The following is a 15045-nucleotide window of genomic DNA, read 5'->3' on the forward strand; positions in this document are numbered from 1 at the left end:
ACTGATAGTATTGGAAAATCGAATACTCAATATAGCAAAAATCACCTAGTCGAATCGTTGCGCGTGTCGCACCATTATGGACAACCGGTTCTAAAAAGACGTATCCAGGGGCAGCAATGACGGCCACCCGATCCTCGATCCAAACGTCTCATACGGGCATTGCTGCCGTCCCGACCATTCGCCGTGCAGGCAATGGAACCCCTGCGCAGGCGCCCAACAGACGATCTCCCGCTACACTGAATATGACCGCCACGAAGCCGTGCCGACGCCGTGGTGGCGAATCTATCGAGGCCGGACCGCGCGACCACCGCACCATCCATGAGTGGATGGCGGATGCGGACCCCGCGTGCACCCAGCTCTGGCAATGGATCCACCCCGTCACCGGCAGGCCCTGCGAAGGGCATGCGGTGCATGTCGACCCCGTACCGGATGTACTCCATGCGGAGCCGGTAGGGACCGCGTACGTACCCGGCCGCGGGTCGCCCGTACGCGTACGGGTGGATTGAGCTGGTACGCATCCCGACAACGCAGACCAACAGGATATTGTGATGGATACCCAGGAAGAGATCAGACAGCTCGAACGCGAGTGGAACGAGAACCCGCGGTGGGCTGGCGTGCAGCGCCCCTACAGCGCGGCCGATGTCGTGCGCCTGCGCGGCACCAAGCGGATCGAGCACACGCTGGCGCGCGATGGGGCCGAGAAGCTCTGGCGCCTGATGGAAGAGACGCCGTACGTGAATGCGCTGGGTGCACTGACCGGCAACCAGGCGATGCAGCAGGTGAAGGCGGGCCTCAAGGCGATCTATCTGTCCGGCTGGCAGGTGGCCGGCGATGCCAACCTGGCGGGCGAGATGTATCCCGACCAGTCGCTGTACCCGGCGAACTCGGTGCCGGCGGTGGTCGAGCGGATCAACAACACGCTGCGCCGGGCGGATGAACTGCGACATGCCGAGGGCGATGATTCGATCGACTGGTACGCCCCGATCGTGGCCGATGCCGAGGCCGGTTTCGGCGGCCCGCTCAACGCGTTCGAGTTGATGCGGGGCATGATCAAGGCCGGCGCCGCCGGCGTGCATTTCGAGGACCAGCTGGCGTCCGCCAAGAAGTGCGGCCATATGGGTGGCAAGGTGCTCGTGCCGACCCAGGAGCAGATCCAGAAGCTGACCTCGGCCCGGCTCGCGGCCGATGTCATGGGCGTGCCGACGATCGTGGTGGCGCGCACCGACGCCGAGGACGCGAACCTGCTGACGACCGATATCGACCCGGCCGACCAGCCGTTCATCACCGGCGAGCGGACGTTCGAGGGCTACTACCGCGTGACGGGCGGGATCGATGCCTGTATTACCCGGGCCCTTGCGTACGCGCCGTACTGCGACGTGATCTGGTGCGAGACCAAGACCCCCGATCTGGAATTCGCGCGCCAGTTCGCCGAGGGTGTGCACGCGCAGTTCCCCGGCAAGAAGCTCGCCTACAACTGTTCCCCCTCGTTCAATTGGGCCGCGAAACTGGATGCCGCCACGATCCGCAAGTTCCAGGATGAGCTCGGCGCGATGGGGTTCAGCTTCCAGTTCATCACCCTGGCCGGTTTCCATGCGCTCAACTACAGCATGTTCCGGCTCGCCAGCGGCTACCGGGATCGGCAGATGGAGGCCTATGTGGAACTCCAGCAGGAGGAGTTCGCCGCCGAGTCCGAGGGCTACACCGCGACCCGCCATCAGCGCGAAGTGGGGGCCGGGTACTTCGATACGATCAGCAATGTGGTCACCGGTGGCCTGAGTTCGGTGGGCGCCCTGGCCGGCTCGACCGAAGAGGCGCAGTTCTACGATGAAGACGGGAAAAAGCCGGCTTCGACCGAAGAACCGTCATCGGTGTAGCATCCGATCGTATGACGATCGATAAGATGGTTCAGGGCCCGCCGGCGGGCGGGCTCTGGCAACCCGGATTCGAGCGCGACGCGTGTGGATTCGGGCTCATGGCGCGGCTCGATGGTGAGCCGCGGCGTGAGCTTGTATCCGATGCGCTGGTAGCGCTCGCACGCATGACCCACCGCGGTGCTATTGCCGCCGACGGGCGGACCGGTGATGGCTGCGGCCTGCTGGTCGCGGCGCCCGAGTCGTTCCTGCGGGCGGTAGCGGCCGAGTGCGATATCGACACCGCGGCGGTGTTCGCCGCCGGCATGGTTTTCCTGGACCCGGATGCCACCGCGGCCGAGGCGGAGCGCGAGGCGCTCGGGCGTGCGCTGACGGATGCGGGCCTCGAGGTCGCGGGTTGGCGGGTCGTGCCGGTCGACGCCTCGGTCTGCGGGACGGAGGCGGATCGGACGCGACCGCGAATCGAGCAGATCTTCGTCAACGCCTCCGCCGAGATGGACACGGCCGCGTTCCGGCGCACGCTCTATGTGGGCCGCCGGCAGGCCGAACGGGAACTTGCGGCGCATACGGCATTCCATGTCGTCAGCCTGTCGCCGGACGTGCTCGGCTACAAAGGGCTGGTGATGCCGGAGGCGCTGCCGGCTTTCTATACCGATCTCCGCGACGAGCGCTTCACCAGCGCGATCTGCGTCTTTCACCAGCGCTTTTCCACCAATACGTGGCCGCAGTGGAAACTGGCGCAGCCGTTCCGCTATCTGGCCCACAACGGCGAGATCAACACCATCGCCGGCAACCGGCGCTGGGCGCGGGCGCGGCTGAAGGGCCTGAAGTCCCCGAACGGCCTCGATTTCGACCAGCTCGCGCCGATCGTCGATTTTGACGAGTCGGATTCCGCGAGTGTCGATCGCATGCTCGAGGCCATGATGGCCGGTGGCCTCGACCTGTTCCATTCGATGCGCCTGCTGATGCCGCCGGCGTGGCAGAACGTCGATGCGGTCGATCCGGAACTGCGGGCGTTCTACGAGTTCTGGTCGCTGAACATGGACCCGTGGGACGGCCCGGCGGGCATCGTGCTGACGGACGGCCGTTACGCGGCCTGCAGCCTCGACCGCAACGGCCTGCGCCCGGCGCGCTGGGTCCAGACCGACGACGGCGTCATCACGCTCGCCTCCGAGGCCGGTGTCGTGGACGTTGAGCCGGAGCGGGCGGTCGCCCGGGGCCGGCTGGGTCCCGGTGACATGCTGGCGGTGGATACCGAGGCCGGCGAGATCCTGACCCCGGATGTCATCGGCGAGCGACTCAAACGCGGCGCGCCGTACAAGCAGTGGCTGCGCAGTGGTGTCCAGCGGCTCGGCTATCGCCGGCGCGATATGCCCGCACCACCCGATTCCGCGCGGCTTGCGACCCGGCAGAAACTGTTCGGCGTATCCCTGGAGCAGCGCGAACAGATCGTGCGACCGCTCGCGGAGGACGGCGCCGAGGCGATCGGCTCGATGGGCGATGACACCCCGATGTGGGTCCTGTCCCGACAGGTACGCCCCCTGTTCGACGCCTTCCGACAGCAGTTCGCCCAGGTCACCAACCCGCCGATCGATCCCATCCGCGAGCGGGTGATGATGTCGCTCGAGAGCTGTCTCGGGCCCGAGGCCAATCCGTTCGATGTCGGCCCCGATGACGCCCGTCGTATCGTGCTGGATTCACCGGTGCTGTCGCCGCGCCGGTTCGAGGAGCTCAAGACCCTCTCGGTCGAGGAGTGGCCCCACCGCGAGATCCTGCTGCAGCGCGAGCACGACGAGGGCCTGGCGGCGGCGCTCGATCGCCTCTGCGGGGAATGCGAGCAGGCGGTGCGCGACGGCACGATCATCCTCGTACTGACCGACGGGCACGCCGATGCGGAACACCCGCCCGTGCATGCGCTGCTCGCCGTGGGCGCGATCCATCACCACCTTGCCGAGGCGGGCCTGCGCGTGCGCACCAACCTCGTCGTTGATACCGGCACCGTGCTCGATTCCCACCAGATGGCCTGCCTCATAGGTTTCGGCGCGACGGCGGTGCATCCGTGGATGGCCTTCGACCTCATCCATGACCTGCACGCGACCGGGCGGATCGAAGGCGACGCCGACCCCGCGACGCTGATGAAGCAGTGGCGCCTCGGTATCAACAAAGGCCTCTACAAGATCCTGTCGAAGATGGGGATCTCGACCATCCGCAGCTATCGCGGGGCCAGCCTGTTCGAGATCATCGGCCTCGACAGCGAAGTCTCGGCGCGCTGTTTCCCGGGCGCGGTCAGCCGTATCGGCGGTGCCGGTTTCCGCGATCTGGAGGCCGATCAGGACACGCTTGCCCAGGCGGCCGCGGACTTCGACCGCCCGCTGGAGCCCGGTGGTGTTCTGCGCTGGATTCACGGCGCGGAATACCACGACTGGAACCCGGATGCGGTCAACAAACTGCAGGATGCCGTCCGCGGCGACCGCGACGCCTATCGCGAATTCGCCGACCTGATCGATGGGCGGCCGGTGGCGATGCTGCGCGATCTGCTCAAGCCGATCGAGGCGGCGGAGCCGCTGGCGCCGGAACGGGTGGAGGCCATCGAGGCGATCACGCCGCGTTTCGAGGTTGCCGGGATGTCGCTGGGCGCACTGTCGCCGGAGGCCCACGAGTCGATCGCGATCGCCATGAACCGTATCGGCGGGCGTTCGAATTCGGGCGAGGGCGGTGAAGACCCCGATCGGACCGGCACCGAGCGGGCCTCGAAGATCCGCCAGATCGCCTCTGGTCGCTTCGGGGTGACGGCGCAGTATCTGGCCGCCGCCGAGGTCATCCAGATCAAGATGGCACAGGGCGCGAAGCCGGGCGAAGGCGGCCAGCTGCCCGGGCACAAGGTCGACGGTATGATCGCGAAGCTGCGCTTCGCCGTGCCCGGCGTCGGCCTGATCTCGCCGCCGCCGCATCACGACATCTACTCCATCGAGGATCTCGCGCAGCTCATCTACGATCTCAAGGAGGTTAATCCGCGCGCGCTGGTCTCGGTGAAACTGGTCGCCGCACCCGGTGTGGGCACGATCGCCGCCGGCGTGGCCAAGGCCTACGCCGATCTGATCACGATCTCCGGTTACGACGGCGGCACCGGCGCGAGCCCGCTCACCTCGGTGATGTACGCCGGCTCGCCCTGGGAGCTCGGCCTGGCCGAGGCGCACCAGACGCTGCGCGCCAACGGCCTGCGCGAGCGCGTCCGACTGCAGACCGATGGCGGCCTCAAGACCGGTCGCGACGTCATCAAGGCCGCGCTGCTCGGCGCCGAGAGCTTCGGTTTCGGCACCGGCCCACTGGTCGCACTCGGCTGCAAGTACCTGCGGATCTGCCACCTGAACAACTGCGCCACGGGCGTCGCCACGCAGAACGTGACGCTGCGCAAGCACTTCTTCCGCGGGGAGCCGGATATGATCCGGTTCTATTTCGAATGCCTGGCCGATGATGTCCGCGAATGGCTGGCGCGGCTCGGCTTCGAAACGCTCGAAGAGATCGTTGGCCGCAACGACCTGCTGGAACGGGTGCCGGGCGAGACACCGCGACAACGCGCGCTCGATCTGTCACCGATCGTCTCCGATGGCGGCGTCGACCCATCCGTGCCGCACGTCTGCGGCGTCGACCGGAACCGCCCGCATGACAAGGGCGAACTGGCCGCTCGCATCGCTGAAGAGACCGCGGACGCCGTGGCGGCGCGGTCTGGCGGGACGTTCGACTACGCGATCCGCAATCATGACCGCTCGATCGGCGCCCGCCTTTCGGGCCGCATCGCCGAGCTCCACGGTGATCAGGGCATGACGGAGTCGCCGCTGCAGTTACGCCTGGCGGGTGCCGCCGGACAGAGCCTCGGCGCGTGGAATACCGGCGGTCTGCACATCGAACTGGTCGGCGAGGCCAACGACTATGTCGGCAAGGGCATGACCGGTGGCCGCATCGTCATCCGCCCGCCGGCCGCGAGCCGTCTGGAGACGCCGGACACGCCGGTGATGGGCAACACCTGTCTCTATGGCGCCACCGGTGGCCGCCTGTACGCCGCCGGCACCGCCGGGCAGCGCTTCGCCGTGCGCAACTCGGGCGCGGTCGCGGTGGTCGAAGGTTGTGGCGACCACGGCTGCGAGTACATGACCGGCGGCGCCGTGGTCGTACTCGGCGGCACGGGCCTGAACTTCGGTGCCGGCATGACCGGCGGCTTCGCCTATGTGCTCGACATGGACCGCGGGTTCGTCGACCGCCACAACCGCGAACTCATCGAAATCCACCGGATGACGGCCGAACGCTGGGAGGAGAACGTCCACCACCTCGCCGAACTCATCGGGCAACACGTCGAAGCTACCGGCAGTGAACACGCCGCGCGGATACTCGAAGACCTGCCCGACTACCTCCCGCGCTTCTGGCTCGTCACGCCGAAGGCCGCCGACCTCTCGCGTATGCTGCAGGCGGCACGGGCAGCGGCCTGAAGGATGGAACCACGAATGAACGCGAATGAACGCAAATGTGGGTTTGCGGTTTACGGGGCTCCGGGGAGCTGCGCTGATGGTGTGTGGGGAGCTTGTGATCGTAAGGCGGAACCACGAATGAACACGAATAAACACGAATGTTGGGTTGGGGGGCGAGAAGCGTGCAGGAGCTTCGCTGATGCGGTCTCGGAATACGATATCGGCGAAATAATGCCGCTGAGTTGCTGCAGATCGAAGGACAATTCACGCGAGTTCCGCACCAACACGGCTTCAGCGAAGCTCCCCGAAGCAGTGGACGCTCCAGAAAACATTCGTGTTCATTCGTGTTCATTCGTGGTTCCATCCTTTCGCGCTTCGGAACCCGCACCGTTTCAGCGAAGCTCCACAATCCCGGAAATCCTCCGAAGCGTCATTCGCGAGAATTCGTGTTCATTCGTGGTTCAAAACCGATTGCACCGAGTTTCCCATGCCACGTAACCCATTCCAGTTCCTCGAAGTCTCGCGCGCCGATCCGGCCAAGCGGCCGGTGGGTGTGCGTCTGCGGGACTTTGGCGAGATTTACGGGCAGTTCACCGCCGAGGAGGCGTCCTCGCAGGCGGGGCGTTGTCTCGACTGCGGCAATCCGTATTGCGAGTGGAAGTGCCCGGTCCACAACTACATCCCGAACTGGCTCAAGCTGATCGAGGAAGGCCGCCTGCTCGAGGCGGCGGAACTGTCGCATCGGACCAATACGCTCCCCGAGATCTGCGGCCGAATCTGTCCGCAGGACCGGCTGTGCGAGGGCGACTGCACCCTCAATGACGGTCTCGGCGCCGTCAGTATCGGCTCGATCGAGAAGTACATCACCGACGAGGCGCTGAAGCAGGGCTGGCGGCCGGATCTGTCGGACGTCGTGCCGACGGGGCGACGTGTTGCGGTCGTCGGCGCGGGGCCGGCCGGTCTCGGCTGCGCCGATATCCTGGTGCGCAATGGCGTCGAGCCGACCGTCTTCGACCGCTACCCGCGGATCGGCGGGCTGCTGACCTACGGGATCCCGCCCTTCAAACTCGACAAGGAAGTAGTGGAGACGCGGCGTCAGCTGATGGAGGGCATGGGCATCCGGTTCTCGCTGGGCACAGAAGTCGGCCGCGACGTGACCATTGATGAACTGCTTGCGGAATACGACGCCGTGTTCCTGGGCATGGGCGCATACCGCGCGGTCGAGGGCGATTTCTCGGGGCGGGATACCGAAGGCGTCGTGCCGGCGCTGTCGTACCTGATCGGCAACGCCAACAGCCTGCTGGATACCGATGCCCCCGGCGGCCGCGAGGTAAACGTCCGTGACGAACGGGTGGTGGTGCTTGGCGGCGGCGATACCGCCATGGACTGTAACCGCACGGCCCTGCGCCAGGGCGCGCGTTCGGTGACCTGCGTGTATCGGCGTGACGAGGCGAACATGCCCGGATCGAAGCGCGAGGTGCAGAACGCCCGCGACGAGGGCGTGATCTTCCGTTACAACCGCGCGCCGGTGGCGATCGAGTCGGAGGACGGTCGGGTAACCGGCGTCCGTGTCGTGGCGACGCGTCTGGGCGAGCCGGACGCGAATGGGCGTCAGCGGCCGGAGACGGTGCCCGATTCCGAGGAAGTCATTCCGGCCGACCGGGTCATCGTGGCCTTCGGTTTCATGGCCGAGGCACCGGAATGGTATGAGGCGCAGTCGGTCGCGCACTATGAGGACGGTCGTACGCTCGTCGCCACGAGCAGCGAATGCCCGTTCCAGACGACCAACCCCCGCATCTTCGCCGGCGGCGACATGGTCCGCGGCGCCGACCTCGTCGTGACCGCCGTGTTCGAGGGCCGCCAGGCGGGGGAGTCGATCGTCCACTGGCTTGAGCAGTCCGACAAAACGGTCGACCGGGAGGCCGTGTCCGGCTGATCAATCGCCGGCCGCCTTGCAGCGGCCGATCGCGAGCAAGCTCGCTCCTACATGAATTCTGCCACCGAACGGGGCTCTTACCTGTAGGAGCGAGCTTGCTCGCGAATGTACCCGCACCCTCTTGTCATCGCCCGAACCGCTTGATTGCGTCCCATACCTGACCGCGCCCGTTGGCCGTCGGCGAAAACGCGCCCACCCGGCGTCCGACCTGTTACGAACCGACCGAAAACATCGCCTCCAGGTCGTGGCGCGAATGCGCGCGGAACGCGAGCATGGTCTCGGTGTGTTCGATGCCGTCGACGCCCGCAAGCTCCTCGGTGACCAGGCGCGCCATTTCCTCGTTGTTGTCCACGCGCAGCAACGCGACCAGATCGTAATTGCCGCTGACCGAATAGACTTCGGAGACCCCTTTGCGGGCGGCCAGATCCTCTGCGATCGCATTGATCCGCGAGCGTTCGACGTTCATGAGCAGGATAGCGGTAACCATGGTCTCTCTTCCTCTGTTGCGTGTCCGATGATGCCCGTATGCCGTTGTCCGGGCCATGCTGTAATCAATCGCGGACCGACTCGTGCGTTGCCGCTGCGCCCACCGGTCCGGGCCGCGAGCGTCGGTGGTACGCACGCATCCCGAGGATGGAGTGAACGGTAAGCGTAACCAGCACGATCGCGCCGCCGACAAAGGTCGCCACCGGCGGTACCTCGCCGACGCCAAGCCAGACCCAGATCGGCCCGAGGATCGCCTCGAGCTGCATGATCAGGCTGACCTCCGGTGAGGGAATATAACGCGGGGCCAGGGTCAACAGGCCGAATGCGACCGGCACGACAAACACGCCGAGTATCGCCAGCCACAGGATATCGTCGCCCCGGACCGCCGTGGGGCTGGCGAATGTGATGCCTACCAGTATGGAGGCCAGCAACACGCCCCCCGCCAGCGCAGGCACGAGCGTGGTCGCGCGGGCATGGCGGACGATCGTGAGCTGGCTTGCGAGCGACAGCGCGGCGGCCAGGCCGATCAGGTCGCCAATCAGCGTGCCGTCGCCGATGCCGCCGCTGAAGATGATCACGATCCCGATCAGCGCGCTGAAGATCGCCAGCCAGGTCCGCAGGGCAACCCGCTCGCCGAGGAACAGCCAACTGATCAACGCCGCCCACAGTGGGGAGGTGGCCATCATGAACAGGGTGTTGGCCGCGTTCGTCAGCGTGATCGAGAGTACGAACAGGATCGCGGTCAGGCCGAACACGAACGCCGCCGGAATCCCGATCCAGCCCATCGCGCGCACGACCCGGGGGAGTGCCGAGCGGTAGTACAGTCCGAGAAACGCCCACAGCGTCAGTCCCTGCAGCAGTGAACGCCAGAAGAGCAGGGTGGCACGATCGGTGTCGATCAACCGGATCAGCAGCGCGTCCGGGCTGAGCACCAGCACGCCCATCAGCGCGATCCCGACCCCTGCCAGTTGCTGTTCCGCCTTCATGCGTTCTCCCCGGTGCTGTCGTTCCGGCCGCGACCCCGATAGGCTGGCGGCATTGTCACGGCCGGAGTGGATAATGAGCACGATCACCGTAACCGATGTAACCCAAGACGATTTCGAGGCCTGGCGCCCCCTGTTCGCGGGCTATGCCGATTTCTACGGCACCGTGCTCACCGATGCCGCCGCCGAGCAGGTCTGGTCCTGGCTGCACGATCCGGGGCACCTGCTCGAAGGCCTGCTGGCCCGCGATGCCGAAGGCCGCGTCGTCGGTTTCGCCCATGTGCGCGCCTGCCCGCGACCACTCACCGGCGCGACGATGGGCTTTCTCGACGACCTCTACGTCTCCCCGGACAACCGCGGCTCGGGCGCGGCCGACGCCCTGTTCGACGCCCTGGCCGAACGCGCCAACGAACGCGGCTGGCCCGTCATCCGCTGGCTCACCCAGGAATTCAACTACCGCGGCCGCGCCTTCTACGACCGCTACACTGGCGCCAAAAGCGACTTCATCATGTATCAGTGGAAGATGGAGTAGACCTTTTTTTGAACCACGAATGAACACGAATGGACACGAATGGGCTTCGGGTGCCCACCGGCTTCTGGAGCTTCGCTGTTCGGGCTCTGGAAAAATGCATAACCAAAAAATGAACTAAAAATGGACGAAAAATAGGCCACACGGTTCACGTGAGAATAAGCACAAGCATCTGCGGCTGTCACTTCCGTGCAAGCGCCGCAAAAAAACCGAATCAGGAACGGAATCATTTTTTGTTCATTTTTAGTCCATTTTATGGTTATGAATTCTCCTCTGATCCCTGTATGCAACCGCAGCGAAGCTCCAGAAGCCGGTGGGCACCCGAAGCCCCCATTCGTGTCCATTCGTGTTCATTCGTGGTTCTCAAATCCGTGGTTCCCGCCTTCCCTGGCAGGTTTCCACCACGGTAATTACTTGACGATCAGGTTCCGTTCGAAGTCGGCGAACGCACGCCCGCCGGACGGCGTGACCTGGATGCATTCGCTGATTTCCATGCCCCAGTCGTCCATCCAGATGCCGGGAATGATGTGCAGGCACATGTTCTCCTGCAGTTCGGTCTTGTCGCCCGGGCGCACGCTGACGCTGCCTTCGCCCCAGTCCGGCGGATAGTTCAGGCCGGTCGAGTAGCCGATGCGGGATTCTTTCTTGATGCCATGGCGCTCGATGGTCTGGCGCCAGACGTTCTCGACTTCCTCCGCGGTGGTGCCGGGTTTGGCCGCCTCCATCGCGTTGTTCAGGCCCTCGACCACGATCTTCGCGGTGTCGTCGAGTTTCTTGGGCGCTTTGCCGAGCTGGACGGTGCGGGCCATCGGGCAGTGGTAGCGGCGGTAGCAGCCGGCCAGTTCGATGATGGTCGCTTCGCCATTCTTGAAGTTCTGGTCGTTCCAGGTGAGATGCGGGGTGTTCGTCCCTTCGCCCGACGGCAGCATCGGCACGATCGCGGTGTAGTCGCCGCCGAATTCCTCGGTGCCGGCGATCTGGGTGCGGAAGATCTCGGCCGCGGCGTCGCACTGGCGGTTGCCGGTGTGGATGTTGTCCACGGCGGTGCGCATGGCCCGTTCGCAGATCCGGGCGGCGCGTTCCATGTACTCGATCTCGGCGGGGGACTTGATGACCTTCACCCACGGCACGAGCGTGCTGGCATCGACCAGCTCCGCGTTCGGCAGGGTGCGCTGCAGGGAGAGCAGGCTGCGCGCGGGGAAATAGAAGGTATCCATTTCGGCACCGATCTTCGCGCGTTCGAGGCCACGTTCCTTGAGCAGCCCACCGACGAACTCGAGCGGGTGCTTGACCTTCGAATGGACGTAGTCGTCGCTGTAGGAGATCACGTTCGCGTCGGGCAGGAACGTGGTCACCTTAGCGGCGTTCGCGTCCATGCCACGCCCGACCCAGACCGGGTCCTCGTTCTCGTTGGCGGTGAGGATCACGAGCTGATGCACGTAAAATGACCAGCCATCGTAGCCCGTCAGATAACACATGTTGGCGGGGTTGCTGCAGAGCATCACGTCGATGCCCTCGGCCGCCATACGCTTGCGGGCGTTGGCGATACGGTCGCGGTATTCGCGTTCTTCGAATGCGAGCATGGATCCTCCTCAGTCGGTCAGGGGAGCGCGCATGCGCCCCTCTCGTACGGAAATATAAATCCCGCTGGCCACAATGACGGCGATACCCGTCCAGGTCCAGCGATCGGGGAAATCGCCGAACGCGATCCAGCCGATCGCGACGGCCATGATGATCTCCACATAGCTCACCGGGCCGAGCACGGCCGCCGGCGCGTGCTCGAAAGCTCGGATGATCAGAAAATGGGCGAGGGCGCCGAACGCCCCCATTATGGCCATCAGCAGCCAATCCGTCGCCTGCGGTGGGCGCCAGACGAAGGGCAGCATGAGCGTCAGTACGGCAACGCCGATCACCGCGGTGTACAGCAGGGTGACGGCCGGACGCCCGCTGCCCGACAGGCGCCGCGTGGCCAGCAGGTAGAGCCCGTAAAACACGCCCGCGCCGAGCGCCAGCAGCGAGGCGGGGTGGAATACGTCGAAGCCCGGTCGCAGGACGATCAACGCGCCCATAAAGCCGACCAGCACCGCGACCCAGCGGCGGGGACCGATCTGCTCTCCGAGGGCGATGGGCGCCAGTGCCGTGCTCACGACCGGTCCGATGAAGGCGAGCGCCAGCACCGTCGCCAGAGGCATATACGCGATGGCGCCGAAGTAGCACAGGGTGGTACCCAGCAGGAAACCGCTGCGCAGTATCTGCAGGCCCGGGTGTCTGGGCACGAGTTCGGCCGGCCGCAGGCGCCAGGCGAGCAGCGCCAGCAACAGCACCAGGTGAAAACCGTAGCGCGCCCAGGCGACCTGCAGGACGTGGAACTCGCCGCTGAGGTATTTCGCGGTGCCGTCCATCAGCGGCAATGTGCACACCCCGGCCGCCATCAGCCCGATGCCGACGAGCGGCCGCTCGCCGGGGAGTACGGCCCGGGCAGTCGCTACATTGGACGGGGTCGGAGTCATCGGGGGCGCGTCCGGTGCTCGCGGATCGAGATAACGAGCCCGCTGGCGATGATCACGACGATCCCCACCCAGGTCCAGGCGGCGGGGAAGTCACCGAAGGCGAAGTAACCGACCGCCGTCGCTGCCACGATCTCGGCATAAGCCACCGGGGCGACCACCGGGGCCGGTGCCTGGTCGAACCCCTTGATGATCAGGAAGTGCCCACCGGCAGCGAATGCGCCCATGATGGCCATCCAGCCCCAGTCGGCGGCGCTGGGCGGTACCCAGAGCGCCGGCATGGCCACCGACATCGCGAGCAGGCCGATCGCCCCCGTATAGAACAGCGTGAGCATGGGATTGGTACTGCCGGCAAGGCGGCGCGTCGTGATCAGATAACAGCCGTGCATCACGCCGGCACCGAGGGCCAGAACCGAGGCCCACTGGAATACGCCGAAACCGGGACGGACCACGATCAGGGCGCCAATGAAGCCGGCCACAACCGCGCTCCAGCGCCAGATCCCGACGCGCTCGCCAAGGACGACCGGCGAGAGCAGTGTGACCACCATCGGCGAGATGAACAGCAGGGCGAGGGCGTCCGCGATGGGCATCAGCGCGATCGCACTGAAGTAGCACAGCGTGGCCGCCATCAGGAGGAATCCGCGCAGCAGTTGCAGGCCCGGATGGCGCGGGGACAGCACCGAGCGGCCATGGCCGTGCCACAGCAGGAAGGGCAGCAGCCACAGCAGGTGAAACGCGAATCGCGCCCAGACGAGCTGAAATACCGGATAGTCGTCCGCAAGGCCCTTGGCGATGCCATCCATCAACGGCACGAGGCTGACGCCGAGTGCCATGAAGGCGATGCCCAGCATGGGCCGGTCGCCCGCGGAACGCGCGGACTCTGGGCCGGCGACTGTCTGCCCTTCGCTCATGATTGTTCCCTTGTGCAGTCACCCGGACGCGTTGGGCGTGGTGCGAAGAAGGTAAACGTGCTGGCCGGCGATCGTGGCCGACGACGGGTATCGCCGAGGCGCCAACGCCCGTTCGAACGACGCCTCACCGTTTTGTTCGAGCGCACGCGTGCGGTAGGCCGGCTTGCGACCGAAGGGAGCCAGCCGGCGGATGACCCATGTCCTTGCACAGATGCGTGCCGGCTGTTGCCTTCGGCAAAAGCCGGCCTACGATCCTTAGCCCTTAGCCCTTAGCCCTTAGCCCTTAGCCCTTAGCCCTTAGCCCTTGGCCCTTGGCCCTGACGTCTACTGAAGAGTTCACGCGTCAATCCGCGTCCCGAAGCCCTTGTTCACGCCTTCCTCGAGCGCCAACACCGCAATCGCCGTGTCCTGGACGCCGGTGCCGGTCAGGTCGGCGATGGTGATCTGCTCGTCGTTCTCGCGTCCGGGATGGTCGCCGGCGCATACGGCGCCGAGCTCGGGCAGGACGGCATCGGCGCCGATGGTGCCCGCGGCGATCGCGCTGCGCAGCTCTCCGCGTTCGGCGCACTGCGCCTGACGGTCACAGACCAGCACATCGGCGGCGGCGAGGGCGGCCGGGTCGATCTCGTTCTTGCCCTCCGCGTCCGAACCCATGGCGGTGACGTGCAGCCCCGGATGAAGCGCGTCGGCATCGAGTATCGGTCTCTGTGCCGGGGTGGTGGTGATGGCGATATCCGCTGCACGAACCGCTTCGGTGGCGGTGTCGGCGACGGCCGTCTCGATACCGAGTCGCTTGGCGCAGTCGTCCGCGCACTCCCGGGCCCGGTCGGCGCTGCGGCCCCAGAAGATCGCTTTCTCGATCGGCCGGACCAGTTTCAGTGCCTCAAGCTGCAGTCGCGCCTGCAAGCCGGTCCCGAGCACGGCGGCCACCGTTGCATCCGCACGCGCCAGGTAGCGCGCCGCGACGGCGCCGGCGGCGGCCGTGCGCATATCCGTGAGCCAGCCGTTATCGAGCAGCGTGGCCTGCACGCGACCGGTCTCGGCGGAAAACAGCGCCATCATGCCCGACAGGCTGGGCAGTCCGAGCGAGGGGTTGTTGAAAAAGCCCGGGCTGATCTTGACCGCGAAGCCGTCGAGTCCCCGGATCCAGGCCATCTTCACGTCGACCTCGGCGTTCTGCTCGGGCAGGTCCATCGACAGCACCGGCGGCATCACGACCTCGCCCCGATGCAGCGCCGCGAAGGCCCCGGCGATTGTGTCCACGGCCCGCCCATCGAGCGTGGCGCATTCGCGCAGTTCGGATTCACTCAATACTGTGATCGTCATGGATCACCTCCGGTGGCGTTCTGTCGTGCTTTT

General features: G+C 65.8%; 10 protein-coding genes. 4 read left to right on the forward strand and 6 right to left on the reverse strand.

Features of this window, described 5'->3' with window-relative positions; genetic code table 11:
• Nucleotides 1–548 precede the first annotated feature (548 nt).
• The 3 genes from aceA to A0W70_RS09470 all read left to right on the forward strand — a co-directional run bounded on the left by aceA (nt 549) and on the right by A0W70_RS09470 (nt 8270).
• Nucleotides 549–1874 (forward strand): isocitrate lyase, encoded by a 1326-nt coding sequence (gene aceA / locus A0W70_RS09460; protein ID WP_070989080.1) that lies wholly within the window; start codon nt 549–551, stop codon nt 1872–1874.
• A 26-nt stretch (nt 1875–1900) separates the two neighbouring features.
• On the forward strand, nt 1901–6355 hold the full coding sequence (gltB, locus tag A0W70_RS09465) for a glutamate synthase large subunit (RefSeq protein ID WP_070989116.1): 4455 nt from the start codon (nt 1901–1903) through the stop codon (nt 6353–6355).
• A gap of 466 nt (nt 6356–6821) precedes the next feature.
• Nucleotides 6822–8270: an FAD-dependent oxidoreductase gene (locus A0W70_RS09470; RefSeq protein WP_070989081.1), complete on the forward strand. Its 1449-nt coding sequence runs from the start codon at nt 6822–6824 to the stop codon at nt 8268–8270.
• 211 nt (nt 8271–8481) lie between these two features.
• Here the strand turns inward: A0W70_RS09470 and A0W70_RS09475 are convergent, their stop codons facing one another.
• Nucleotides 8482–8757, reverse strand: coding sequence for an Lrp/AsnC family transcriptional regulator (locus tag A0W70_RS09475; RefSeq protein WP_070989082.1), 276 nt, complete (start codon nt 8755–8757; stop codon nt 8482–8484).
• A gap of 64 nt (nt 8758–8821) precedes the next feature.
• Entirely contained in the window at nt 8822–9742 is a 921-nt protein-coding gene (locus A0W70_RS09480) for a DMT family transporter (protein WP_070989083.1), read from the reverse strand.
• A gap of 73 nt (nt 9743–9815) precedes the next feature.
• On the opposite strand from A0W70_RS09480, the gene A0W70_RS09485 reads away from it, so the two are divergent.
• On the forward strand, nt 9816–10271 hold the full coding sequence (locus A0W70_RS09485; protein ID WP_070989084.1) for a GNAT family N-acetyltransferase: 456 nt from the start codon (nt 9816–9818) through the stop codon (nt 10269–10271).
• Nucleotides 10272–10678: 407 nt separating this feature from the next.
• Here A0W70_RS09485 and A0W70_RS09490 read toward each other — a convergent pair whose 3' ends face one another.
• From A0W70_RS09490 to A0W70_RS09505, 4 genes are all read right to left on the reverse strand, one after another.
• Nucleotides 10679–11851, reverse strand: a complete 1173-nt coding sequence (locus tag A0W70_RS09490; RefSeq protein WP_070989085.1) for a M24 family metallopeptidase — start codon at nt 11849–11851, stop codon at nt 10679–10681.
• Nucleotides 11852–11860: 9 nt separating this feature from the next.
• A complete protein-coding gene (locus A0W70_RS09495) occupies nt 11861–12778 on the reverse strand; it encodes a DMT family transporter (RefSeq protein ID WP_083330910.1) in 918 nt (305 codons plus the stop codon).
• The gene (locus A0W70_RS09500; RefSeq protein ID WP_083330911.1) at nt 12775–13686 is read right to left on the reverse strand and encodes a DMT family transporter; all 912 of its coding nucleotides are present in this window, start codon (nt 13684–13686) and stop codon (nt 12775–12777) included. Before A0W70_RS09500 ends, A0W70_RS09495 begins: the two co-directional genes overlap by 4 nt.
• A 336-nt stretch (nt 13687–14022) precedes the next feature.
• Nucleotides 14023–15012, reverse strand: a complete 990-nt coding sequence (locus A0W70_RS09505; protein ID WP_070989086.1) for a cyclodeaminase — start codon at nt 15010–15012, stop codon at nt 14023–14025.
• Nucleotides 15013–15045: the final 33 nt, after the last annotated feature.

The organism is Halofilum ochraceum, assembly GCF_001614315.2.
GTDB classification, from domain to species: Bacteria; Pseudomonadota; Gammaproteobacteria; order XJ16; family Halofilaceae; genus Halofilum; species Halofilum ochraceum.